The organism is Streptomyces sp. cg35 (assembly GCF_050410835.1).
Classification (GTDB): domain Bacteria; phylum Actinomycetota; class Actinomycetes; order Streptomycetales; family Streptomycetaceae; genus Streptomyces.
On record NZ_CP191268.1, the window covers coordinates 4,348,984 to 4,373,491 of the forward strand.

At 72.2% G+C, this 24,508-nt stretch carries 20 protein-coding genes and 1 riboswitch; of the genes, 11 read left to right on the plus strand and 9 right to left on the minus strand.

Features of this window, described 5'->3' with window-relative positions:
- Positions 1-49: 49 nt before the first annotated feature.
- Genes ACQUQD_RS19720 through ACQUQD_RS19730 form a run of 3 tightly spaced genes read right to left on the minus strand, consistent with a single transcriptional unit; the run spans position 50 to position 1,942 of the window.
- Positions 50-466 carry an arsenate reductase ArsC gene (locus ACQUQD_RS19720; protein ID WP_428953434.1) on the minus strand — a complete coding sequence of 139 codons (417 nt, stop codon included), beginning with the start codon at positions 464-466 and terminating at the stop codon, positions 50-52.
- Positions 459-1,556, minus strand: a complete 1,098-nt coding sequence (gene arsB, locus ACQUQD_RS19725) for an ACR3 family arsenite efflux transporter (RefSeq protein WP_428953435.1) — start codon at positions 1,554-1,556, stop codon at positions 459-461. The genes ACQUQD_RS19720 and arsB overlap by 8 nt, the downstream gene beginning before the upstream one ends.
- Positions 1,553-1,942, minus strand: a complete 390-nt coding sequence (locus ACQUQD_RS19730; protein WP_428953436.1) for an ArsR/SmtB family transcription factor — start codon at positions 1,940-1,942, stop codon at positions 1,553-1,555. Before ACQUQD_RS19730 ends, arsB begins: the two co-directional genes overlap by 4 nt.
- 78 nt (positions 1,943-2,020) lie before the next feature.
- Here ACQUQD_RS19730 and ACQUQD_RS19735 point away from each other — a divergent pair, with 78 nt between their 5' ends.
- From ACQUQD_RS19735 to ACQUQD_RS19755, 5 genes are all read left to right on the plus strand, one after another.
- Positions 2,021-2,497 (plus strand): ArsI/CadI family heavy metal resistance metalloenzyme, encoded by a 477-nt coding sequence (locus ACQUQD_RS19735; protein ID WP_428953437.1) that lies wholly within the window; start codon positions 2,021-2,023, stop codon positions 2,495-2,497.
- Between the two features lie 101 nt (positions 2,498-2,598).
- A complete protein-coding gene (locus ACQUQD_RS19740) occupies positions 2,599-3,207 on the plus strand; it encodes a TetR/AcrR family transcriptional regulator (RefSeq protein ID WP_428953438.1) in 609 nt (202 codons plus the stop codon).
- 28 nt (positions 3,208-3,235) lie between these two features.
- The gene (locus ACQUQD_RS19745; protein ID WP_428953439.1) at positions 3,236-4,897 is read left to right on the plus strand and encodes an acyl-CoA dehydrogenase family protein; all 1,662 of its coding nucleotides are present in this window, start codon (positions 3,236-3,238) and stop codon (positions 4,895-4,897) included.
- 173 nt (positions 4,898-5,070) lie between these two features.
- Positions 5,071-5,481: an SHOCT domain-containing protein gene (locus ACQUQD_RS19750; RefSeq protein WP_428957603.1), complete on the plus strand. Its 411-nt coding sequence runs from the start codon at positions 5,071-5,073 to the stop codon at positions 5,479-5,481.
- Positions 5,482-5,570: 89 nt separating this feature from the next.
- Positions 5,571-6,074 (plus strand): DUF6069 family protein, encoded by a 504-nt coding sequence (locus ACQUQD_RS19755; RefSeq protein WP_428953440.1) that lies wholly within the window; start codon positions 5,571-5,573, stop codon positions 6,072-6,074.
- Between the two features lie 21 nt (positions 6,075-6,095).
- Here ACQUQD_RS19755 and ACQUQD_RS19760 read toward each other — a convergent pair whose 3' ends face one another.
- The gene (locus ACQUQD_RS19760) at positions 6,096-7,196 is read right to left on the minus strand and encodes a PP2C family protein-serine/threonine phosphatase (RefSeq protein WP_428953441.1); all 1,101 of its coding nucleotides are present in this window, start codon (positions 7,194-7,196) and stop codon (positions 6,096-6,098) included.
- Between the two features lie 195 nt (positions 7,197-7,391).
- On the opposite strand from ACQUQD_RS19760, the gene ACQUQD_RS19765 reads away from it, so the two are divergent.
- Together ACQUQD_RS19765 and ACQUQD_RS19770 are read left to right on the plus strand one after the other, a co-directional pair.
- On the plus strand, positions 7,392-8,216 hold the full coding sequence (locus ACQUQD_RS19765) for a PTS sugar transporter subunit IIA (protein WP_428953442.1): 825 nt from the start codon (positions 7,392-7,394) through the stop codon (positions 8,214-8,216).
- Between the two features lie 33 nt (positions 8,217-8,249).
- Entirely contained in the window at positions 8,250-9,821 is a 1,572-nt protein-coding gene (locus tag ACQUQD_RS19770) for a PTS ascorbate transporter subunit IIC (protein WP_428953443.1), read from the plus strand.
- A 53-nt stretch (positions 9,822-9,874) separates the two neighbouring features.
- Here the strand turns inward: ACQUQD_RS19770 and ACQUQD_RS19775 are convergent, their stop codons facing one another.
- On the minus strand, positions 9,875-10,480 hold the full coding sequence (locus tag ACQUQD_RS19775; protein WP_428953444.1) for a GNAT family N-acetyltransferase: 606 nt from the start codon (positions 10,478-10,480) through the stop codon (positions 9,875-9,877).
- The gene (locus ACQUQD_RS19780; protein ID WP_428953445.1) at positions 10,477-11,604 is read right to left on the minus strand and encodes a ThiF family adenylyltransferase; all 1,128 of its coding nucleotides are present in this window, start codon (positions 11,602-11,604) and stop codon (positions 10,477-10,479) included. The genes ACQUQD_RS19775 and ACQUQD_RS19780 overlap by 4 nt, the downstream gene beginning before the upstream one ends.
- 202 nt (positions 11,605-11,806) lie before the next feature.
- Between ACQUQD_RS19780 and ACQUQD_RS19785 the strand changes: the two genes are divergently transcribed.
- Positions 11,807-14,293 carry a polysaccharide lyase family 8 super-sandwich domain-containing protein gene (locus ACQUQD_RS19785; protein WP_428953446.1) on the plus strand — a complete coding sequence of 829 codons (2,487 nt, stop codon included), beginning with the start codon at positions 11,807-11,809 and terminating at the stop codon, positions 14,291-14,293.
- A 15-nt stretch (positions 14,294-14,308) separates the two neighbouring features.
- Here ACQUQD_RS19785 and ACQUQD_RS19790 read toward each other — a convergent pair whose 3' ends face one another.
- The 3 genes from ACQUQD_RS19790 to cobN form a co-directional block, all read right to left on the minus strand.
- Positions 14,309-14,899 carry a Uma2 family endonuclease gene (locus ACQUQD_RS19790; protein ID WP_428953447.1) on the minus strand — a complete coding sequence of 197 codons (591 nt, stop codon included), beginning with the start codon at positions 14,897-14,899 and terminating at the stop codon, positions 14,309-14,311.
- A gap of 127 nt (positions 14,900-15,026) precedes the next feature.
- The gene (locus tag ACQUQD_RS19795; protein WP_428953448.1) at positions 15,027-17,009 is read right to left on the minus strand and encodes a WD40 repeat domain-containing protein; all 1,983 of its coding nucleotides are present in this window, start codon (positions 17,007-17,009) and stop codon (positions 15,027-15,029) included.
- 221 nt (positions 17,010-17,230) lie between these two features.
- Positions 17,231-20,854, minus strand: a complete 3,624-nt coding sequence (gene cobN, locus ACQUQD_RS19800; protein WP_428953450.1) for a cobaltochelatase subunit CobN — start codon at positions 20,852-20,854, stop codon at positions 17,231-17,233.
- Between the two features lie 53 nt (positions 20,855-20,907).
- A riboswitch (cobalamin riboswitch) is annotated at positions 20,908-20,998 on the minus strand.
- 99 nt (positions 20,999-21,097) lie between these two features.
- On the opposite strand from cobN, the gene ACQUQD_RS19805 reads away from it, so the two are divergent.
- From ACQUQD_RS19805 to ACQUQD_RS19815, 3 genes are read left to right on the plus strand one after another with little or no spacing between them, the layout of a single operon-like run.
- The gene (locus tag ACQUQD_RS19805) at positions 21,098-22,342 is read left to right on the plus strand and encodes a cobalamin biosynthesis protein CobG (RefSeq protein WP_428953451.1); all 1,245 of its coding nucleotides are present in this window, start codon (positions 21,098-21,100) and stop codon (positions 22,340-22,342) included.
- A 13-nt stretch (positions 22,343-22,355) separates the two neighbouring features.
- A complete protein-coding gene (locus ACQUQD_RS19810) occupies positions 22,356-22,997 on the plus strand; it encodes a precorrin-8X methylmutase (protein ID WP_428953452.1) in 642 nt (213 codons plus the stop codon).
- Positions 22,994-24,508 carry a precorrin-2 C(20)-methyltransferase gene (locus ACQUQD_RS19815; RefSeq protein WP_428953453.1) on the plus strand — a complete coding sequence of 505 codons (1,515 nt, stop codon included), beginning with the start codon at positions 22,994-22,996 and terminating at the stop codon, positions 24,506-24,508. The genes ACQUQD_RS19810 and ACQUQD_RS19815 overlap by 4 nt, the downstream gene beginning before the upstream one ends.

Consider the following 24,508-nt stretch of genomic DNA (forward strand, 5'->3'; position numbering starts at 1 on the left):
TTGACACAGCCCGGGTCGTCTGCCCGGTCCTTTGTGCTGTCCGCTGCGATCAGCCCTCCGGGGCGAGCTCCCCGATGAGCGCCCTGACCCGTCGTTCGATCTCGTCGCGGATGGGGCGGACGGCGTCGACGCCCTGGCCCGCGGGGTCGGGGAGCTGCCAGTCGAGGTAGCGCTTGCCGGGGAAGACGGGACAGGTGTCGCCGCAGCCCATGGTGATGACAACGTCGGAGGCCTGGACGGCTTGTGCGGTGAGGATCTTGGGGACCTCGGCCGCGATGTCGATGCCGACTTCGGCGAGCGCTTCGACCACGGCCGGGTTGACCGTGTCGGCCGGGGCGGAGCCCGCCGAGCGGACCTGTACGCGGTCGCCGGCGAGGTGGGTGAGAAAGGCGGCGGCCATCTGGGAGCGCCCGGCGTTGTGGACGCAGACGAACAGCACGGACGGCCGGGGCGGGGTGTCAGGCACGGGTGGGCTCTTCCTGCGGTGCGACAGCGGTGGGGGCGGTGAAGTAGCGGCGCGCGTACAGGGCGACGTGGACGAGGCCGATCAGTACGGGCACTTCGATGAGCGGGCCGACGACACCGGCGAGCGCCTGGCCGGAGGAGGCACCGAAGGTGGCGATCGCGACGGCGATGGCGAGCTCGAAGTTGTTGCCCGCGGCCGTGAACGCGAGCGTGGTGGCGCGCGGGTGGTCGAGGCCGACCGCCCTGCCCAGCAGCATGGATCCGGCCCACATGAGCACGAAGTAGACGAGCAGGGGCAGTGCGATACGGGCCACGTCGAGGGGCCGTGAGGTGAGGGCGTCGCCCTGGAGGGCGAAGAGGACGACGATGGTGAACAGCAGCCCGTACAGGGCGAACGGGCCGATGCGCGGGATCAGCCTCGCCTCGTACCAGGCACGCCCCTTGGCCCTCTCGCCGATGCGGCGGGTGAGGTAGCCGGCCACGAGCGGGATGCCGAGGAAGACGAGGACGCTGCGGGTGATCTCCCCTACGGACACGTCGAGTCGGGTCCGGTCCAGGCCGAGCCACCCCGGCAGGACCTGGAGGTAGAACCAGCCGAGCGCGGAGAACGCGAGCACCTGGAACAGGGAGTTGAGCGCGACCAGCACGGCGGCCGCCTCACGGTGCCCGCAGGCCAGGTCGTTCCAGATGATGACCATGGCGATGCAGCGCGCGAGGCCGACGATGATCAGGCCGGTGCGGTACTCGGGCAGGTCCGGCAGGAAGATCCAGGCCAGGGTGAACATCAGGGCCGGGCCGACGATCCAGTTGAGCAGCAGCGAGGGCAGCAGCAGGCGCCGGTCGCGGGTCACGGCGTCGAGCCGGTCGTACCGGACCTTGGCCAGCACCGGGTACATCATCACGAGCAGACCCAGCGCGATCGGCAGGGACACCCCGCTCACGGTCACCGTGGCCAGCGCGCTCCCGAGCCCGGGGATCAGCCGGCCCAGGCCGAGTCCCACGGCCATCGCGGCGAGGATCCACACGGCCAGGTAGCGGTCGAGGAACGACAGCCGGCCGGCCGGGCTCTTCCCGGGTGCGTCGGCGCTCATGACGTGGCGGCCGCCGTGGCCGCGCGGTCGGGGCGGGTCAGGATGCCCGCGAGGCGGTCGGTCATCTCCGGCAGCAGCCAGTAGTAGACCCACGTACCGCGCCGCTCGCAGTCGATCAGCCCGGCCTGCCGCAGCAGCTTGAGGTGGTGCGAGATGGTCGGCTGCGACAGGTCGAACGCCGGAGTCAGATCGCAGACGCAGACCTCCCCGCCCGCCCGTGAAGCGATCATCGACAGCAGGCGCAGACGCACCGGATCACCCAGGGCCTTGAAGACTTTCGCCAGCTCGACGGCTTGGTCCTCGTCCAGCGGGGCGGTCAGCAACCCCGGGCAGCACGCGTCGGCCTCGTCGGCCTGCCCCCACACCACCAGCTCTTGCTTCGACATGCGTCTATGTTGACATCCTTCGATACAGAGCGCAATGCTGATTCGACAGACATCAATGCAAGCCGATGGGAGTTCGCCATGTCCCGCGCTCAGCTCGCCCTGCGTGTCAGCGACCTGGAGGCGTCGATCACCTTCTACGCGAAGCTGTTCGGCACCGAACCGGCCAAGCGGCGCGAGGGGTACGCCAACTTCGCGATCGCCGAACCGCCGCTCAAGCTCGTCCTCATCGAGGGCGAGCCGGGGCAGGAGACCCGCCTCGACCACCTCGGCGTCGAGGTCGAGTCCGCCGACCAGGTCGCCGCGGCCACCGGCCGCCTCAAGGACGCCGGCCTGGCGACGTTCGAGGAGAGCGACACCTCCTGCTGCTACGCCCTCCAGGACAAGGTCTGGGTCCACGGCCCCGGCCGGGAGCCGTGGGAGGTGTACGTGGTCAAGGCCGACGCCGACACCCTCGGCAAGAGCGCCGAGGCCGGCACCGCCGGCGACGGGTGTTGCGGCACGCAGACCCGGGACGGCGCGGCGGACCCGGCCGCCGCCTCATGCGGCTGCGGCTGAACAAGGACGGCACGGCGACCCTCGCCGGTGCGGCCTCCCGCACCGGCGGCGGATGACGTCCGGCCCTGGCGTGAACATCTGAATGCTGGTTCACTCCTTGCATGGCCTACCGCAAGACCCCCGCCGAGATCCGCCGTCTCGAAGCCGCGCGGGAGCACCTGATCGCCTGCGCCACCGCGGTCGTCGCCGAAGTGGGGTGGGCGCAGGCGTCCGTGACCGCCGTCGCGGACTCGGCGGGGATCGCGGCCGGCTCCGTCTACCAGCACTTCCCCTCCAAGGCCGCGCTCGCCGTGGAGGTGTTCCGGCGCGCGGCCGGGCACGAGGTGGACGTGCTCGGCGAGGTGCTGCGCGGGCCCGGTGACCCCGTCGAGCGGCTGGCCCGGGGCGTCGAGGTGTTCGCCCGCCGCGCCCTGGAGAACCGGGGCCTGGCCCACGCCCTGCTCGCCGCTCCCGCCGAACCCGCGGTCGGCGCCGAGCGCATCGACTTCCGCCGCCGCTACCGCGCGCTGTTCGCCGAGGTGGTGCGCGAGGGCCGGGCGGCGGGACAACTGCCGCCGCAGAACGCCGAGATCACCGCGGCCGCGCTCACCGGCGCGGTCGGCGAGGTCCTCGTCGACCCGCTGGGCGCCGCCGACGGCAGCACCAACGGCGAGCTCCTCGCCGAGCTGACCGCGGCGGCACTGCGCTGCGCGGGCGCCCCGGCCGTCTGACCCGATCCGCTCCCGAGGAGGAGGCACCGTGACCACCAGCACGAGCACGCCGAGCAGCCGCCCCAGCTCCGTCACGCACGAAGTGACCAACCAGGCACCGCCGTTGACCGGACACGACGCCGCCGACGACCCGGTGCTGATCGAAGGGGTGCGCCGGGAGGGCGCCGCGTGGCACCTCGACGACCTGCACCGCTTCGGGCGTCTCGTCGGCAGCGAGGAGGCGCGCACCTGGGCGGACCAGGCCAACCGGCACGAACCCGAACTGCGGACCCACGACCGGTACGGCAACCGTGTCGACGAGGTCGACTTCCATCCCGCGTACCACGCGCTGATGACCGCCACCGTCGGGGCCGGCGCGGCCGGTACGGCCTGGGCCGACGAGCGGCCGGGGGCGCATGTGGCGCGCGCCGCGACCTTCATGGTGGCGACCATGATGGAGCAGGGCCACATGTGCCCGGTCTCCATGACGTACGCCGTCGTCCCCGCGCTGCGGCACGCCCCCGACCTGGCCAAGGTGTACGAGCCGCTGCTCACCGGCACGGTCTACGACCCGGGGCTGCGCGCCCCGGCGGGCAAGCGCGGGCTGCTCGCCGGGATGGGCATGACGGAGAAGCAGGGCGGCACCGACGTACGCGCCAACACCACCGCGGCCGTCGAACAGGCCGACGGGACCTGGCGGTTGCGCGGGCACAAGTGGTTCACCAGCGCCCCGATGAACGACCTGTTCCTCGTGCTGGCGCAGGCCCCGGGCGGGCTGTCCTGCTTCCTCGTGCCGCGCGTACTGCCCGACGGCAGCCGCAACACCTTCCGCATCCAGCGGCTCAAGGACAAGCTCGGCAACCGCTCCAACGCGTCCAGCGAGCCCGAGTTCGACGACACCGTGGCCTGGCTGGTCGGCGCCGAGGGCAAGGGCGTGCGCACCATCATCGACATGGTGACGATGACCCGCCTGGACTGTGTGCTCGGCTCCGCCGGGCACCTCCGCGAGGCGCTCGCGCAGGCCGCGCACCACACCCGGCACCGCTCGGTGTTCGGCGCGAAGCTCATCGACCAGCCGCTGATGCGCAATGTGCTCGGCGATCTGGCCCTGGAGTCCGAGGCCGCGACCACCCTCGGGCTGCGGCTGGCCGGCGCCGCCGACCGGGCGCAGCGCGGCGACGGCCGGGAGCGCGCGTTCCTGCGCCTCGCCACCGCCGTCGCCAAGTACTGGGTGTGCAAGCGGCAGCCCGCCTTCGTCGCCGAAACCCTGGAATGCCTCGGCGGCAACGGTTATGACGAGGCGTCAGGCATGCCGCGGCTGTACCGGGAGGCCCCGCTCAACGGCATCTGGGAGGGCTCCGGCAACGTCAACGCCCTCGACATGCTGCGCGCCCTGGCCCGCGAGCCGGAGTCCCTCGACGCCTTCCGTACGGAGATCGAGGCGGCCGCCGGGGCCGACCGCCGACTGGACGCTGCCTGGCGGGAGTTGAGCGATCAGCTGGTCCTCACCGAGGACGCCCCGCTGCGCGCCCGCCGGGTGATCGAGCGCGCGGCGCTGGTGCTGCAGGGCTCGCTGCTCGTGCGGCACGCGCCGGCCGCCGTCGCCGACACGTTCTGCGCGTCGCGGCTCGCCGGCGACCAGGGGCTCGCCTTCGGGACGCTGCCGCCCGGCACCGACCTCGCGGCGCTGCTCGAACGGCTGCCCGCCTGACGGGTCGGCGGGCCCGCACCGGCCACCGGAGAACGGTCACCAGAAAACACGATGGGACCAATTCGGCCCTGTCGCCCCCTGGGCTCCTCTGGGTTCCTCTCGAAATGCGCGAGCCGAAAGGAAGCGGGATACTTCTCGGCACCATCGCCCGCTTCGACCGGAAAGAGGAATCCATGGACGACTATCCACTGCTCGACCTCTTTCTCACCATGCTGTACTTCTTCCTGTGGATCGTGTGGCTGTTCCTGCTGTTCCGCGTCGTCATGGACGTTTTCCGTGATGAGGAGCTGAACGGCTGGGGCAAGGCCGGCTGGCTGATTTTCTGCATCGTCCTGCCGTACATCGGCGTCCTCGTCTACGTCATCGTGCGGGGACGCGGCATGGGCAAACGCGATGTGAAACAGGCGCAGGAACGGGAAACGGCCTTCAAGGACTACATCCGGAAAACCGCGGCGGAGACCAACGGCGGGACGAGTTCCGGGACGAGCGGGACCGACGAACTCGCCAAGCTGGCCGAACTGCACCGATCCGGTGCGCTCACCGACGAGGAATTCGGCAAGGCGAAGACCAAGCTGCTCGCCTGACCGGCGCACAGCACATTCCGGCACCGGAATTCGACGGCGCGGGCGACCGGTGCACGCGCCGTCGCACACGCTGAGAGGAGCGGAACCGCGTGGACCCCTCGAACAGCCCGTACGGACGGCAGAACACCTCGTACGGCGGACCACCGATTCCCGCACAACCCACCGCCCCGCCCCCGGCGCCCCGCCTCGACGCGGGCAAGCTGTGGGCGGGCGGACTGATGACCGCCGTGGTGGCCGCGCTCACCGCGGTGGTCGCGCTGCTGCTGGTCCGCGGTGTCCTCGGCGTCGCCGTGTTCGCGCCCGAGGGCGACGGGGCGATGGGCGACGCCTCGACCGCCGCCCTCGCGGGCGGTGCCGCGCTCGCGGCGCTCGCGGCGACGGCCCTGCTGCACCTGCTCATCGCGGCGACCCCGCGTCCGGAGCGCTTCTTCTCCTGGATCATCGCGCTGGCCACGGCCGTCATGGTGCTGCTGCCCTTCACCACGGGGCTGCCGCTGGACGCGAAGCTCGGCACCGCGGCCGTCTACCTGGTCATCGGGATCGCGATCGGCTCGCTGCTGTCGTCGGTCGCCCGGGGAGCCGTGCGGCGCTGAGGCCGCGGCCCGCCGCACCGGTCACGGGGCGAAGGCCAGCAGCGCCATGTCGTCGTCCCGGTCGCCGTCCGTCCACTCCGCCACGGCGGCCAGCACCGTCCGGAGCAGGGCCGCCGGATCGGCCGGAGCGGCGCCGGTGAGATGGCGGGCCGGGTCGAAGAACGTGCCGTCGCCGTCGCGCGCCTCGGTCACCCCGTCGGTGACCAGCAGGACGAGGGCGCCCGGCGGCAGGGCGAACTCCTCGGCGACCGGCCCCGGCGCCCCGGGCAGCCCCAGGCCGAGCGGCAGCCCCGGCCGCGCGGCGGGCAGTTCACGTACCGACCCGTCGGCGGCGAACAGGTACGGGGCCGGGTGACCGCGGCTCAGCAGCCGCAGGGTGCCCGGCGCCGTGCGGGGCAGTTCGGCCAGCACCGCCGTCGCGAAGCCCTCCCACAGCTCCTCGCCGCCGCGCCGCTCGGCCTCGCGCACCGCGGCCTCGTCCATCCGCCGCGCCACCTCGTCGAGGCCCGGCACCCGCACGGCCGCCTCCCGGAACGCCCCCAGCAGGATCGCCACGAGGCCCACCGCCCCGAGCCCCTTGCCCCGTACGTCCCCGGCGACGAACCGCACGCCCCACGGCGTGGCGAGCGCCGCGTAGAAGTCGCCGCCGATCCGGGTCTCGCTCTGCGCCGTGCGGTAGTCGACGGCGACCCGGGTCCCGGCGAGGTCGGCGGGCGGGGCCGGAAGCACCGCCAGCTGGGCGGCCTCGGCGACCTCGCGGGCCGCGGCGAGCCGGCTGCCGTAGCGGTAGCGCAGCCGGTTGGCGACGACACCGACCACGCCGGCGAGCAGCACGTTCAGCGCGTCGACGTACTCGTGGATCTGGCGCTCGGTGCCGAGCAGCCCGGTGATCAGCAGCTCCAGGAGGAGGGCGGTCACCGACACCGCCAGCGTGGACCGCAGCGACAGGAACGCGCCCGCCGACACACAGGCCAGCGCGAAGAGCGGCGTCGCGCGCACCGCCGAGGGTGTCACCAGCTCCAGGGCCAGGGCGATGACCAGCACCGCCCACGGCAGCCACCGCAGCAGCGGCGGGACCCCTCCGCGTGCCGGACCGCCGTGCTCGCTTCCGCTCCTGGTCACGCTCTCGGGCGTCCTTTCCGCGCTGAGCCGCCTGTCGGCCGACCATCGCAGCACGGCCGTGCCCGCCCGGTGGCCCACCGGCGGCCCGGTTCCGGGGAGTTCACCCCTACGGCCGGTCCGACGGTCCATAACGAAAGTGTCACGCCGCCGCGTGTCGCCGGGACACGGCGCGGGACGACGGGGGCGACTGCTCGCATGAGTGAACTGAGTGACCTGATTCCGGTCGAGGCCATCCGGCTCGACGTGGCGGCCCCCGACTGGCGCGGCGCGGTCCGGGCGGCCGGTGATCTTCTGGTGGCGACCGGGGTGAGCACGGACGCGTACACCGAGGAGATGGCCCGCAACGTCGAGGAGAACGGGCCCTACATCGTCATCGCGCCGGGCTTCGCCTTCGCACACGCCCGGCCCTCCCCCGCGGTGCACCGCACGGGCATGTCCTGGGTGCGCCTGGCGACCCCGGTGAACTTCGGGCACGAGACGAACGACCCGGTCCACCTGGTCGTCGCCCTCGCGGCGACCGACTCCGGCGCCCATACGCAGGCCATGGGCGCCCTGGCCCGGCTGCTCGCCGACAGCGGCACGTCCGCACGCCTGGACCGGGCGCCGACGCCGGAGGCGGTGCGGGAGATCCTCGCCGGGGGAACCAGGGAGACCGGACAGACCGGGCAGACCGGGGGCGAGGCGGCGGCTCCGGCGGCCCCGGCCGCCCAGGGCAAGGCTTCCTCCGGGCACGGGATGCACAAGATCCTGACCGTGTGCGGCAACGGCGTCGGCACGAGCCTGTTCCTCAAGTCGACGCTGGACAAGGTGCTCGACCGGTGGAAATGGGGCCGGTACATCACCACCGAGGCGACCGACACCATCTCCGCGAAGGGCAAGGCGTCCGAGGCCGTGGCCATCATGACGTCGCGGGAGATCGCCCGGACCCTCGGGGACGTGGGGGTCCCGGTGCGGGTGATCGAGGACTTCACCAGCACCAAGGAGGTCGACTCCGCGCTGCGCGACCTCTACGACGTCTGACCTCCCCTTCTCCCACCCGCTCCTGGAGTCCCCATGAACGTCCTCGTCGACATCGCGAAGTTCGTCGTCAACGAGATCCTCAGCGTCCCCGCCTACCTCATCGGCATCATCACCGCCGTCGGCCTCATCGCCCTGAAGAAGTCCGCCGGCCAGGTCATCGGCGGCGCCATCAAGGCCACGCTCGGCTTCCTGCTGATCGGGGCGGGCGCGACGCTGGTCACCAACTCCCTCGCCCCGCTGGGCACGATGATCACCGGCGCGACCGGTTCGCACGGCGTGATCCCCACCAACGAGGCGATCGTCGGCATCGCGCAGGCCGAGTACGGCTCGCGCGTGGCGTGGCTGATGATCCTCGGCTTCCTGATCAGTCTGCTGCTGGCCCGCTTCACACCGCTGTCGTACGTGTTCCTGACCGGGCATCACATGCTGTTCATGGCCACGCTGCTGACCATGGTGATGGCCACCGCGGGTCAGGCGTCCTGGGTCGTGGTCGTGGCCGGTGCCGTCCTCCTCGGCATCATGCTCGTCGCGATGCCCGCCTTCGCGCACCCCTGGACCAAACGCGTGACCGGCAACAACACCGTCGCCGTGGGCCACTTCGGGACCGCCGGGTACATCGTGTCGGGCGCCACGGGCCAGGTCGTCGGCAAGAAGAGCCGCTCGACCGAGGAGATGAACCTGCCGGAGGGGCTGCGTTTCCTGCGCGACTCGATGGTCGCCACCGCCCTGTCGATGGTCCTCATCTACATGATCATGGCCATCGTGTTCCTCGCGAAGGCGGGGAAGACCGAGGCGTTCAAGGCGTTCGCCACGGACGGCGGCGCCGGGTCCACGGGCGTGGGCAACTACCTGATGGCATCGCTCAACCAGGGTCTGCAGTTCGGTATCGCGGTCGCCGTGATCCTCTTCGGCGTGCGGACCATCCTGGGTGAACTGGTGCCCGCCTTCCAGGGCATCGCGCAGAAGGTCGTGCCGGGCGCGATCCCCGCGCTGGACGCGCCGATCGTCTTCCCGTACGCGCAGAACGCGGTGCTCGTCGGCTTCATCTGCTCGTTCGTCGGCGGCCTGGTGAGCCTCGGGCTGCTGGCCGGGGTCTTCAACCCGGCGTTCGGCACGGCCCTCGTCCTGCCCGGGCTCGTCCCGCACTTCTTCACGGGCGGCGCGGCCGGCGTCTTCGGCAACGCGACGGGCGGCCGCCGGGGCGCCGCGATCGGCGCCTTCCTCAACGGCGTGCTGATCACCTTCCTGCCCGCGTTCCTGCTGGGCGTCCTGGGGTCCTTCGGCACGGCCAACACCACCTTCGGCGACGCGGACTTCGGCTGGCTCGGCCTGATCCTCGGCAATGTCGCCAAGGCCGGTGAGATCGCCGGGGTGATCCTGATGCTGCTGGTCGGCGCGGTCATCCTGGGCGCGGCCGTCGTGTGGCAGAAGCGGGTCGTGGAGACCGGCTGGGACCCGGGGGCGGCGCGGGCCGCGCTGCTGCCGCCGGAGGACCGGCCCGAGCAGCACGACGAGGCCGCGCCCGGCGAGACCCCGGTCTCCCGTACGTACGCGAAGATCCCGCCGCCCGCGGGGGCGCCGGTGCCCCCGCCGCCCGAGGACTGAGACGCCGCGAACCGAGCTCCGAGGCCCGTGCCACGCGCGGGCCTCGGGCCGTCTCAGGCCATCAGCAGTGCGTCGTCGCCGTCCAGGATGGCCCGCTCGGCCGGACCGGCCTGCGGGATCCACTCGTGGGCGACGGCCGCGTACGTGGTGACGTCGTGCCAGGCTCCCTGGGTGTGGAACAGCTCGCGCAGTGTGGCCTCGGGGCGCAGGCCCGCCGCGAGCATCACCTCCCGCATCCGGCCGTGGTCGGTGCGGTGGCCGGCCCAGACGCGGTGCAGGCCGAGCCGGCCGAAGGCATAGGCCATGAGCAGCCGGCCCGCCTCGTGCCCGTGGCCGCGCACCGGGGCATCGGGCAGCAGGACGAGGCTCGTGAGCATGGCGTTGCGCCCGTACTCCTCGACGAGCAGGCCCATGGTGCCGACCATCGTCTCCTCGCCGGGCGCGCACACGGCCAGGGTGTGCTTGCGCCGCGGGTGGGTGAACGGCTGGGCCAGGCACTGGGCGAAGGCGTCCTGGGCCTGACGGGCGTCCATGCGGTCGATGCCGAGGTAGCGGGTCAGGACGCGGTGGGTGTGGATGCGTTCGAAGGGGGCGAGGTCGGTGGCGCGCATTTCGCGCAGCCAGAGGTGTTCGCCGTGCAGTTCGGGCAGGTGGGTCACAGGGCGGCTCCGACTGGGTCGAGGGTGTGATCGGCACTGATCAGGGCTTCGAGGTCGACGTAGTAGCGGCCCGAGGGCACCGGCCGGTCCAGCAGGATGCGGCGGGCGGCGTCGGTGACCAGGGCGCCGCCGAGCATCACGCCGCTGGCCAGCTGCGGCCAGCTGCACAGGGTGCGGCCGATCCGGCCGAGGGCGTCGGTCATCGCCGGGCTCAGCCGGCTCTCGTCGCAGACCTGCAGCAGGAAGGCGAGGGTGCCCGCCGGGTCGAGGGCGCGGATGTCGCGCGCGGTGACGTCACCGGCCAGGCCGTGGAAGAGGGGACGGCCGGGCTCCTGGTCGAAGCGCTCGACGTCCAGCAGGCCGCGGTCGTTGGCGTCCATCAGGACGGGGACGCGGCGGGCGCGGGCGTGCTCGCGGGCGGCGACCTTCACCCAGGGGGTGTCGCACTCCTCGACCAGCAGGTCGAGGGGGCGGTCGGGCGTCCCGAAGAAGGCGTCGACCGTGTCCTCGGTGATGCCCTCGTGCCACAGCTCGATGTCGAGATAGGGGTCGGTCTCGTACATCTGCCGGGCGCACAGCACGGTCTTGGGCAGGCCCAGGTCGTGGACACCGGCCCGCAGCCGGTTGAGATTGCTCAGCCCCAGCGCGTCGAAGTCCGCCAGGCGGAACGATCCTCCTACGCCCTCCATGGCGCAGGTCAGAGCGGCGCTGTTGCCCACGGACAGGCCGATCACGCCGATCCGGCGGCCGAGCAGACGCTGCTGCTCGGCAGTGGTGATCTTGTCGCGGTTGCGGTCGGTGCGCACCCGGCGGAACTGGGGCTCCGGCAGGACGTGGACGAGCCGGCCCGACCAGGGGTACCAGGCCCAGGTGCCGTAGCGGCGCCGCTCGACACCCCCGCACAACTCGTCGATGACGAAGTCGAGTTCGGCTTCCGTGAAGACATCGGCGGGGTGCAGGCAGCGCACGAGTTCGGCGAGCTGCTCGTCGATGCGGTCGTGCGTCTCCCGCACGGCGCCCGAGGCGGCGAGCGCGTCGAATGCCGCCCGGTCGTCGGCCTCGGTCAGGCGCAGGAGGACGGGCCGGAAGGTGTCCCTCTGCGTGGAAATATCAGAAATGATCACGATGCGGGAAGGTAGCAGCACTTTGATCATGGAAAGCCCTTGTCGGGCTGAGTGCGAACGGGCGAATTAATGAGCGGATTCATGACGCGGCCCGCGCGCCGCCCCGCGGGTCCCCGCTCTTGTCGCCGCCCTGGCCGTCTGCTTGACTCCCGCCGCCGAGGCCCAGCCGACCCGGTGACACCACGTGGACGGAGAAGACCCGATGGAGATCACCCGGAGACGCCTGCTCGCCGCGCTGTCCGCGGCCGGGGTCCTGGCCGCCGTGCCCACCGGATGGGCGGGCGCCGCCGAAGTGGCCGACGGCGTCGCGCGGTTGGCCGCCAACACCGTCGCGATGCTCGCGGGCGACGAGGAGTCCAACGCCCGCCCGGAGGTCGCCGCCAAGCTCGCCGCGATCGAGCGGACGGCCCGCACGAACCTGGCGGCACTCGACGCGGCGACCGGCGACGGCGAACTGTTCGCCGGAGTCCCCCTCGGCACCAGCGACCCGAACCTCAACACCAGCTACCAACGGCTGTACGACATAGCCCTGGCCACCCGCACCCCCGGCATCTCCCCCGACCTGTACGGGAGTTCGGCGACCCAGGACCGGGTCCTCGACAAGCTCGCCTGGCTGCACGACCACTACTACGGCGACCAGTCCGCGGGCTACTACGGCAACTGGTTCACCTGGGAGATAGGCATATCCCAGCACGTCGGCAGAACGCTGATCCTGCTCGCGGACCGCGCCCCCGCCGACCTGATACGCACCTACATCGCCTCCATGGACGCCTACCTGCGCAACGGCAAGGACGGCGACGTCGACCTCGACTCCCGCTTCCACACCGGCGCCAACCTCGCCGACATCACCACCAACCGCATCCTCCAGGGCGCCCTGACCGCCGACGAGGCCCGCATCCGCAAGGCGCTCACCGACCAGCTCACCGTCTTCGCGACGATCGACCCGTACCACCTGGACCACGGGGTGACGGACGGCCACTACGCCGACGGGTCGTTCATCCAGCACTCCTCGGTCGCGTACACCGGCTCGTACGGGAAGGGCCTGCTGAGCCGGGTCGTGCAGACGCTGAAGATCCTCGACGGGACCGGGTTCGCGCACGGCGGGGAGCTGGTGCCGACCGTGCACGGGTGGGTGCGGGACGGGTTCGCGCCGCTGATCTTCGAGGGCTGGATGATGGAGGCGGTCAAGGGCCGGGCGGTGTCCCGCACCGGCACCGGGTACGCCGACGCCGCCACCGTCGTCGAGGCCGTCGTCGACCTCTCCTCGCTCGCGACCGGGGACACCGCGACCGCGCTCAAGAGCTATGTGAAGCACATCCGGTCCACGTCCCGCGCCGCCCTCGACCCGACGGCCTTCGTGTCGCCGCTGAGCATCGTCCGTTACACCGACGTCCTCGCCGACCCCTCGGTCCCCGCCGCCGACCTCAACCCGCCGGCCCGCTCGGTCGCCTTCAACGCCATGGACCGGACCGTGCACCGCCGCCCCGGCTACGCCTTCGCGCTGGCCCGCAGCTCACGGCGGATCAGCAAGTACGAGTACATGAGCGGCGAGAACCTGCTGCCCTGGTTCCAGGGCGACGGCGCGCACCACCTGTATCTGTCCGGCCAGGACCAGACGCAGGCGTTCGGCGTCGACTACTTCACGACGGTCTCGCCGTACGGCCTCGCGGGCGTCACGGCACCGGTCGAACAGCGGCGCACGGTACCGGAGTCGTACGACGGCAAGCTGTTCTACGACAACCCGGACCACCCGCTGGACTTCACGGCGTCGAGCGAGTCCCAGAACACGTACGTGTACTTCCCGACGGCGACCCAGGCGTACTCGGGCGGCGCCGTGCTCGGCGCGTACGGCGCGGTGGGATGGGTGCTCTCCGACGACGTGCCGTGGCGCGACAAGCGGGCGGGCGTCCTGCCGGAGGACTTCGTGGCGTACCGGAGCGCGCGGGCCACGAAGTCCTGGTTCCTGCTGGACGACGAGGTCGTGGTGCTCGCCGCCGGGGTCGGGGACGCGCCGGGCGGCGGCCGGGCGGTGACGACGACGCTGGACGCGCGGATCGCGGCGGCGGACGACCGGGTCGCCGTGACCGAGGGACGCACCTGGGTGCGGTGGGAGAACGCGACACGGGCCGCGTCGGTCGGGTACGTCCTGCTGGACGGGCCGCGGCCGAAGGCACGGCTCGACACGGTGACGCGCAGCCGCCGGGTCGTGCGCACCTCGAACCCGGACACGGCGGTGACGAAGCAGGTCTTCTCGCTGGCGGTGGAGCAGCCCGCCGGATCACCGGCCGCGTCGTTCGCGTACGCGCTGCTGCCGAACGCGACGGAGCCGGCGGTGCGCGGGCACCGCGGGGCCCGGGTCCTCGCCAACTCCCCTCGCCTGCAGGCCGTTCACCACAGCGGCCTCGGCCTGACCGCCGCGAACACCTTCACGTCCGGCCGCCATCACACGGCGGGCCTGTCCGTCGAGGGCCCGGCGTCCGTCCTGGTCCGGCGGCACGGGGACGTGACGGTCGCGGTGTCCGACCCGACGACCGAGCGGGACACGGTGACCCTCGTCCTGCCCGGCCGTGCCCTGCGGAAGATCTCCGGCGACGACGCGGTCCGGGTGACCCGGGTACCGGGCGGCACGCGCCTCGACGTGCACACGCGGCACGCCTACGGGCGGAGCCTCACGGCGACGCTGCGGTAGGAAGGCGACCGGGCTTCAGAACTCGGCGGTGTCCAGGTCGAAGCCGAGGGGCTCGGGCAGGGGGACGGCCAGGCCCGTCTTGTACGAGGCCTTGGTCGTGTAGTCGTCGCCCTCGGGGGCCGTGCAGACGGTGACCTGTCCGGCTTCTCGGTCGATCAGGAGGTAGACGGGGATGGCGGCACGGGCGTAGCCACGGATCTTCTTGACACGGTCGTTCCCCACGGTGGAGTCCGAAGTGACCTCGACGACCATCAGGACGGCCGACGCATCGTGCCACTCCTCCTTGTTGTCGAAGGTGCCCTTGGGGGCGACGACGAGGTCGGGGATCACGTGGCCGGTCTGGGATGCGCCGGGCACGTTGAGGCCGATGCCGGTGTAGCGCCCATGGGCCTTGGTGTGATCACGAACCTGGCCGCTGACCTCCGACACGTACTCCTCATGCTCGCCATTGGCCGGAGGCGTCACGTGGATCTCCCCTTCGATCAACTCCACGCGCCACCCCTTGGGGGTGGCCGCGCTGACCTGAGTGAAGGCCTCCTCGATGTCCCGGGCGTCGAGACGCCCGGAGCTCACGGGCGAGTGCTCCGGGACCGGCAGAGCTGCCATGACAGACCTCCTCCTTCGCTCAGCGCGACCCTCTCAGGGTAGGCGTCACGGCAGCCCGGCATCCGTGATCACGCCGCCCGGACGTGTCAGCGGGCCCGGGCCGCCGCGCGGCCCGGGCCCTGGAGGTTCAGTTCGTCGAGTACAGGTACTTCCAGCTGCTGTACTTGCCCGTGTTGACGTTGTCGCCGGAGGACCCGTTGACGTAGACGGCGCGGACGCGGAACTTGTAGCCCGCGCTGCCGACCGCTCCCATGTTCACCTTGGTCGTGCCGGCGCTGCCGAGCTTGATGTACTCGCTGCCGCCGGAGTGCCAGGCGCCACCGCTGTAGACCTGGAGGTCGAGGCGGAATTTGCGGCCCGTGTAGTAGTTCATCGACGCCGTCGCGTACACCGTCGACTTCTTGTGGAAGTAGGAGTACTTGTGCGAGCCGATGGTCCCGGTCTTGTAGTGGTTCGAGAGGGTGACCGAGGCGCGGGCCCGCGTGTAGACGGTGTTGGTGACCGTCTTGGGCTGGTAGCGGGCGTCACCCGCGAAGACCGCGGAGAGCGTGACGTCGCGGGTCAGGTCGAGCGTGACGGAGAGATTGCCGCTGGAGTTGACCGTGCCGGACTTCACCAGCTTGTTCGGCTTGTCGCTGCCGTACGGGTTGGCGTAGATCTCCACCTTGCGGTTCTTGTACGTCGTGCCCAGGTGGGCGGTGAACGTGACGTCGGAACCGTACTCGTAGACGCTCTTGTTCTTGTTGAGGGTCAGCGCGGTGCTGCTGCGGGAGACCTCGACCGTGTCGGACCTGCTGACGGCGGCGTGGTCCGCGTCGCCCGCGTAGGAGACCTTGTAGGTGACCTTGCCGCCGACGGACGGGGTGTCGGTGAAGGAGTACGTGCCGTCGGCCGCGGTGGTGACCGTCTTGAGGGCCTTGCCGGACGGGTTGTCGAGGTCCGTCTTGGTGACCGCCAGCTGAACCGGGCCGCCGAACGGGACCGCCGAGCCGATCTTGCCGGTGACCGTGAGGGACGTGGCGCGGGTCGCGGTGGACGGGGCGTTCACCGTCAGGGTGGGAACGGTCCGGTCCGGGTCCGTGTAGGAGTGGAAGCGGATGTTCCCGTTGTAGTTGTCGGAGACCGCGAACAGCGTCGAGCCGTCGGGCGACCAGGCCAGCACCCCGTCGATCAGGGTGTCGCCGCCGCTGGTGGTGGAGGTGTTGCCGAACTCGTAGGTACGGATCGCCTCGGTGCCGCCCTGCCGGTAGAGGTGCAGGTCGTCCTGGTACCAGGAGCTGGTGCCCGCGGCGACCGTGCCGGAGGGGGAGATGGCGACACCGGCGCCGTAGTCCCCCGACGGGTAGGTGTGCACCTTGCTCAGGTCGGTCGTCGCGTACGCCGGGTGCTCGTACGGGGAGCCGCTGGCCGTGACCAGCTGGCTGCCGTCGGGCGAGAAGGCGAGCTGGTCGTAGAAGGAGCCGTCCAGGCCCTTGGCGACGCGCTGGGTGGCGGTCCCGCCGTTCAGGTCGTAGACCGCGACGACGCCGCCGCTGCTGGCCTGCTCGCCGGCCGCGAGCTCGGTACCGTCCTGGGACACGGCGAGGACCGGTGCCCCGTAGAAGGTCCGCCCGGACTGGCCGAGCGAGACCGCGGGAGTCTCCTGCGTGGGGTCGAGGGAGCCGATGGAGCCCTCGGCGGACGCGCCGTAGCTGAACCACACGGTGGAACCGGCCACCGCGAGATCCGTCGGGGCGTCGGCGCCGCCCAGGTCGTAGGAGGTGACCTTGGTGGTGTCGGCCGTGTCGATCGCGGCGATCTTGTCGGTGTTCTGCAGGGCCGCGTACAGCCGCCCGGAGTCGGCGGACAGGGCGAGGCCCTGCACGCCGTCGAGGCCGGTGATCCGCTTGACCTCGGTGCCGGAGTAGTCGGTGACGACGACGGCGTCGTCCTGCGGCGCGGACAGGTAGACCCGCTGGTGGACGCCGTCGACGGCGATGTCGGCGACGGTCTTGACGCCGAGCGCCTTCGCCGAGTCGGCGACGGCGGTGCCGGACACGGCCACGCTGAGCGCGGCCGAACCGGCGAGGACCGCGAGGGCGGTCGCGGTGGACAGAGCGCGTCTGCGCACGAGAGTGGAACCCCCTGGGTGAACCGGCGGACGTGCGGCCGGTACTGCTGTGAGAGCTCACGGACGTCCGGGCGCCGGAGGTACCCCCCACCGGAGAAGCCACTGGTCAACGCAGGCTCGAAGACGGCTGCATCGTAAGTCACCCAGGAGGCCCGCGGGTAGGGATATTCGCCGTGCGACGGCTGTGACATCTTTCGCGCGGGCCCCGTACAACCTTTCGGCTACTCGTCGGCCCCGTCGGACTCCAGGTCGCCCTCGGTCTCCAGGTACACCTGGCGCAGCGCCTCCAGGACCTGCGGGTCCGGCTTCTCCCACATGCCGCGGGACTCGGCCTCCAGGAGACGCTCGGCGATGCCGTGCAGGGCCCACGGGTTGGCCTCGGAGAGGAACTGGCGGTTCGTCTCGTCGAGGACGTACGTCTCCGTGAGCTTGTCGTACATCCAGTCGGCGATGACGCCGGTCGTGGCGTCGTAGCCGAACAAGTAGTCCACGGTCGCGGCGAGTTCGAAGGCGCCCTTGTAGCCGTGGCGGCGCATCGCCTCGATCCACTTGGGGTTCACGACGCGGGCCCGGAAGACGCGGGAGGTCTCCTCGACGAGGGTGCGGGTGCGGACCGTCTCGGGGCGCGTCGAGTCACCGATGTACGCCTCGGGCGCGGTGCCGCGCAGCGCGCGGACCGTGGCCACCATGCCGCCGTGGTACTGGAAGTAGTCGTCGGAGTCGGCGATGTCGTGCTCGCGGGTGTCCGTGTTCTTCGCCGCGACCGCGATCCGCTTGTACGCCGTCTCCATCTCGCCGCGGGCCGCCTTCCCGTCGAGGCCGCGGCCGTACGCGTAACCGCCCCACACCGTGTAGACCTCGGCGAGGTCCGCGTCCGTGCGCCAGTCCTTGGAGTCGATCAGCTGGAGCAGGCCCGCGCCGTACGTGCCGGGGCGGGAGCCGAAGATGCGGGTGGTGGCGCGGCGTTCGTCACCGTGCTCGGCGAGGTCGGCCTGCGCGTGGGCGCGGACGTGGTTGTGCTCGTCCGGCTCGTCGAGGGACGCCGCGAGGCGCACCGCGTCGTCCAGCAGGCCGATCGTGTGCGGGAACGCGTCGCGGAAGAAGCCCGAGATGCGCAGCGTCACGTCGATGCGCGGGCGGCCCAACTCCTCGTACGGGACCGGCTCCAGGCCCGTCACGCGCCGCGAGGCGTCGTCCCAGACCGGGCGGATGCCGAGCAGCGCGAAGGCCTCGGCCACGTCGTCGCCCGCGGTGCGCATGGCGCTCGTGCCCCACAGGGAGAGGCCGACGGAGGTCGGGTACTGCCCGTCGTTGTCCTGCTTGTAGCGGTCCAGCAGCGACTCCGCCAATGCCTGGCCGGTCTCCCAGGCCAGCCGGCTGGGAACGGCCTTCGGGTCGACCGAGTAGAAGTTGCGGCCGGTCGGCAGGACGTTGACGAGGCCGCGCAGGGGGGAGCCCGACGGGCCCGCCGGGACGAAGCGGCCCTCCAGCGCCCTTACGGCGTGGTCGAGTTCGTCCGTGGTGGCGTCGAGGCGCGGCACGACCTCGCGGGCGGCGAAGTCGAGGATGGCGCGGACCTGCTCGGAGACGTCGGCGGGCAGCGCGTCCGGGTTCCAGCCGGCCGCCTCCATCGCCTCGATCAGGGCGCGGGCCGCCTCCTCGGCCGCGTCGGCGTCGGTCCGGGTCGCCTTCGACTCGTCGAGACCGAGGGCTTCGCGCAGGCCCGGCAGGGCCTGGTTGCCGCCCCAGATCTGGCGGGCGCGCAGGATGGCGAGGACGAGATTGACGCGGTCGGCGCCGGCCGGCGCCTGGCCGAGGACGTGCAGGCCGTCGCGGATCTGGGCGTCCTTGACCTCGCAGAGCCAGCCGTCGACGTGCAGCAGGAAGTCGTCGAAACCGTCGTCGTCCGGGCGGTCCTCCAGGCCCAGGTCGTGGTCGAGCTTCGCGGCCTGGATCAGGGTCCAGATCTGGGCGCGGATCGCCGGGAGCTTCGCCGGGTCCATCGCGCTGATCTGCGCGTACTCGTCGAGGAGTTGCTCCAGGCGCGCGATGTCGCCGTAGGAGTCGGCGCGGGCCATCGGCGGGACGAGGTGGTCGATGAGCGTGGCGTGCACGCGGCGCTTGGCCTGGGTGCCCTCGCCCGGGTCGTTCACGAGGAACGGGTAGACGAGCGGCAGGTCGCCGAGGGCTGCGTCGGGCGCACAGGCCGCGGACAGGCCCGCGTTCTTCCCCGGCAGCCACTCCAGGTTGCCGTGCTTGCCGAGGTGGATCATCGCGTCGGCGCCGAAGCCGCCGTCGTCGGCCGAGGCCGCGATCCAGCGGTAGGCCGCCAAGTAGTGGTGGGACGGCGGGAGATCGGGGTCGTGGTAGATCGCGATCGGGTTCTCGCCGAAGCCGCGCGGCGGCTGGATGAGGATCAGCAGATTGCCGCGGCGCAGCGCCGCGAGCACGATGTCGCCCTCGGGGTTGCGGGAGCGGTCGAGGAACATCTCGCCGGGCGGCGGGCCCCAGTGCCGCTCGACCTGCTCGCGCAGCTCCTGCGGCAGCGTCGCGTACCAGCGCTTGTAGTCGGCGGCCGGGATGCGCACCGGGTTCTTGGCGAGCTGCTCCTCGGTGAGCCACTCCTGGTCGTGGCCGCCCGCGTCGATGAGCGCGCGGATCAGTTCGTCACCGTCACCGGAGGCCAGGCCCGGGATCCCGGCCGGGTCCCCGAAGTCGTAGCCCTCGTCGAGCAGCCGCTTGAGCAGCACGATCGCGGAGGCCGGGGTGTCCAGGCCCACCGCGTTGCCGATGCGGGAGTGCTTCGTCGGGTACGCGGACAGGACGAGCGCCAGCTTCTTGTCCGCCGCGGGGATCTCCTTGAGGCGGGCGTGCCGCACGGCGATCCCGGCGACGCGGGCGGCGCGCTCGGCGTCGGCGACGTACGCCGGGAGCCCGTCCTCGTCGATCTCCTTGAAGGAGAACGGGACGGTGATGAGGCGCCCGTCGAACTCGGGCACCGCGATCTGGGTGGCGGCGTCCAGCGGCGAGACGCCCTCGTCGTTCTCCTCCCAGTCCGCGCGGGACGAGGTCAGGCACAGGGCCTGGAGGATCGGCACGTCGAGCCGGGTGAGCGCGCCCGCGTCCCACGACTCGTCGTCGCCGCCCGCGCTCGCCTCGGCGGGACGGGTGCCGCCCGCCGCGAGGACGGTCGTGACGATGGCGCCGGCGCCGCGCAGGGCGTCGACCAGCTCCGGCTCGGGGGCGCGCAGCGACGCCACGTACAGCGGGAGCGGGCGGGCCCCGGCGCGCTCGATCGCGTCGCACAGGGTGTGCACGAAGGCCGTGTTCCCGCTCATGTGGTGGGCGCGGTAGTACAGCACGGCGACCGTCGGGCCGTCGGACGTGCCCGGGGTGCGCTCCAGCGGGCCCCAGGTCGGCGCGGCCGCCGGGGGCTCGAAGCCGTGGCCGGTGAGCAGCACCGTGTCGGACAGGAAGCGGGCCAGCTGGTCGAGGTTGGCCGGGCCGCCGTGCGCCAGGTACTTGTGGGCCTCGGCCGCGATGCCGACCGGCACCGTGGAGGCCGCCATCAGCTGGGCGTCCGGCGCCTGTTCACCGGTGAGCACGACCATCGGGAGCCCGGCCGCGGTGAGCCGGTCGATGCCGTCCTGCCAGGCGCGCACCCCGCCGAGGAGGCGGACGACGACGAGGCCGACGCCGTCGAGGAGGGCGTCGAGATCGTCGAGCGGAAGGCGGGAGGGGTTCGCGAAGCGGTAGCCGACCGGGGCGTTCGCGGCGTTCGCCGCGCGGGCGCTGAGCAGGTCGGTGTCGGATGTCGACAGGAGCAGGAGCTGCTGCTGGGGCATGCGTCGACTGGCCTTCCTCGGGGTGTCCGCGCCCCGGGTAGTACGGACGGCGGGAGTTCCTGGCTCACCCCACGTGGGGGCTCACAGTGGCGGGACCGCGCCGGAATCGCACCGGGCTTCCTCCCCTGTCGCCGTCGCTGGCGATGTGGCGGACCGGTTCGGCCCGCCGCCGTTCATCGTACGGGTCCGGGGCGTGAGCTGGTACGGGATGCCCGTCACAGGCCGATGGGTATGCTCCCCGGCATGCCCGCCTCCCACATATCCGTCGGCACCGGTACGTCCGGTTCGTCCCGCGGTGACGCCTGCCCGGGCGCGCTGCGGCTGCACGCGGCGGACGACGGGTTCCTGGCACGGGTCCGCATTCCCGGCGGGGTGCTCGGCGTCCCGCAGGCGCGCGCGCTGGCCGACGCGGCCGCCCGGCTCGGGGACGGGGCACTGCATCTCACCTCGCGGGGGAACGTGCAGCTGCGCGGCCTGCGGGACGGGTGCGGCGGGGAGTTGGCGGAGATCCTCGCGGCGGCCGGGCTGTTGCCGTCGGCCGCGCACGAACGGGTCCGCAACGTGGTGGCGTCGCCGATGTCGGGGCTCGACGGGGCCGGATTCGTCGACGTACGCCCCTGGCTGACCGCTCTCGACGAGGCGCTGTGTGCGAGTTCCGTCACTCCGGAGCTGTCCGGGCGGTTCCTCTTCGCGCTCGACGACGGGCGCGGGGATGTCGCCGGGCTCGGGCCCGACGTGCTCGTCCGAGGGGTGAGCGGTGGGGGTGCGGTGCTCTCCGTCGGCGGGGCGGAGTTCCTGGTGCCGTACGCGGATGCGGCTCGGGGGGCGGTTGTCGCGGCGGAGGTCTTCGTGGCGGCCGCGCGCGAGGTGACGGGCCGTCGGGTGTGGCGAGTTCGTGAACTCGGCTTGCCTGTAACTGAGTTGGCCGTGCTGACAGGTGACCGTCTGTCTTCTGCGGGCATCGAGGCAAGCCCCTTCCGTCACGACGGCGGCGCACCCGCGAACGACTCGGGGCTCCGCCCCGGACCCCGCTCCTCAAACGCCGAAGGGGCTGGATGGGACGGAGGGGCTGGATCGGCCGCGCTCACTGTGATCGCCCCCTTCGGCACCATCACCCCGCGCCAATGGACCGCCCTCACCGACCTGGCCGGACAACTCCCGGCCCAGGAAATACGGCTGACCCCCTGGCGGAGCATCGTCGTGCCCGGGGCCGGCCCCGCCCCCACCGGAGAGCTGGACCGGACCGGGCTCGTCACCGACCCCGACTCACCCTGGGCCAGGACCGGCGCCTGCATCGGACGGCCCGGATGCGCCAAGGCCCACACCGACGTACGGGCCGACGCCACCGCGCGCCACCCGCACCTGCCCACCTACTGGTCCGGCTGCGAGCGCCGCTGCGGGCACCCGGCCGGACCGTACGTGGACGTCGTGGCCCGCCCCGACGGCACGTACGACATCACCAACCCCCCTACCTCCCAACCCACTTGAGAGAGCCGAACCCGTGTATGACTACGAGAAGGACGGCGCGGCGATCTACCGCGAGTCCTTTGCCACCATCCGAGCGGAGGCCGCGGACGGACTCGCGGCGCTGCCCGCCGACGTCGCCCAGGCGGCGGTCCGCATGATCCACGCCTGCGGTCAGGTGGATCTCGTACAGGACATCGGCTACTCGTCCGGCGTCGTGGCGAAGGCCCGGGCCGCCCTGCGGGCGGGCGCGCCGATCCTCTGCGACGCGCGGATGGTCGCCAGCGGGGTCACCCGCAAGCGGCTGCCCGCCGACAACGAGGTCATCTGCACCCTGAACGATCCCGAAGTCCCCTCTCTCGCAGCGGAGTTGGGGACCACGCGGAGCGCCGCCGCGCTGGAGCTGTGGCGGGACCGGCTGGACGGTGCCGTCGTCGCCGTCGGCAACGCCCCGACCGCCCTCTTCCACCTCCTCGAGATGATCGGGAAGGGCGCGCCCCGGCCGGCCGCCGTCCTCGGCATCCCCGTCGGGTTCGTCGGCGCCGCGGAGTCCAAGGACGCGCTGGCCGCGAACGAGCTCGGGCTGGAGTACCTGATCGTCCGCGGGCGCCGTGGCGGCAGCGCCATCACGGCCGCCGCGATCAACGCCATCGCGACCGAGGTGGAGATCCAGGCATGAGCAGCACCGAATCCCCCGCGCGCACGGGCAGGTTGTACGGGGTCGGGCTCGGGCCCGGCGACCCGGAGCTGATGACCGTCGCCGCCGTCCGCGCCATCGCCGGGGCCGACGTCATCGCGTACCACTGCGCCCGGCACGGCCGGTCCATCGCCCGCTCGATCGCCGCGGAGCACATCCGCGAGGACCAGATCGAGGAGCGGCTGATGTACCCGCTCACGGTGGAGACCACCGACCATCCCGGCGGCTACCGCGGCGCGCTCGACGACTTCTACGCCGAAGCCGCCGCCACGCTCGCCGCACACCTCGACGCGGGCCGCACCGTCGCCGTGCTCGCGGAGGGCGACCCGCTGTTCTACGGCTCCTACCAGCACATGCACAAGCGGCTCGCCGACCGGTACGACACGACGGTCATCCCCGGTGTCACCTCCGTCAGCGCGGCGGCCGCCCGGCTCGGGGAGCCCTTGTGCGAGGACAAGGAGACGCTGACGATCATCCCGGGGACGCTCCCCGAGGACGAGCTGACCGCGCGGATCGCCGCGGCCGACTCGGCGGTGGTCATGAAGCTGGGCCGGACGTTCACCAAGGTCCGTACGGCGCTGGAGAGTTCGGGCCGGCTGGACGACGCCAGGTATGTGGAGCGCGCCTTCATGAAGGGGGAGCGGACCGGCCGGCTCACCGACATCGACCCGGAGTCCGTCCCGTACTTCTCCGTCGCGGTGCTGCCCTCGCGCATCGACGCCGAACCGGCCGAGGCGCCCGACCACGGCGAGGTCGTCGTCGTCGGCACCGGTCCCGCCGGGGCGCCGTGGCTGACACCCGAGTCGCGCGGCGCGCTGGCCAACGCGGACGACCTCGTCGGCTACACCACCTACCTCGACCGGGTCCCGGTCCGCCCCGGACAGCGGCGGCACGGCTCGGACAACAAGGTGGAGTCCGAGCGCGCCGAGTTCGCCCTCGACCTGGCCCGGCGCGGGCGGCGCGTGGCCGTGGTGTCGGGCGGCGACCCGGGCGTCTTCGCGATGGCCACGGCCGTCCTCGAAGTGGCCTCGCAGGACGCCTACGCCGACGTGCCCGTACGCGTCCTGCCGGGCGTGACCGCCGCCAACGCGGCGGCGGCGAAGGCAGGGGCGCCCCTGGGCCACGACTACGCGACGCTCTCCCTGTCCGACCGGCTCAAGCCGTGGGAGGTCATCGCGGAGCGGCTGCGCACGGCGGCGGCCGCCGATCTGGTGCTGGCGCTGTACAACCCCGGTTCACGCAGCCGCACCTGGCAGGTCGGCAAGGCCCGCGAGCTGCTGCTCGAACTGCGCCTGCCCGACACCCCGGTGATCGTCGCCCGCGATGTCGGCGGCCCCGAGGAGTCGGTGCGGGTGGTCCGCCTGACCGACCTGGAACCGTCCGAGGTCGACATGCGCACCCTGCTCATCGTGGGCTCGTCCCAGACGCAGGCCGTGGCGCGGGGCGACGGGCGGACGGTGGCGTGGACGCCGCGGCGGTATCCGGAGGCGTGA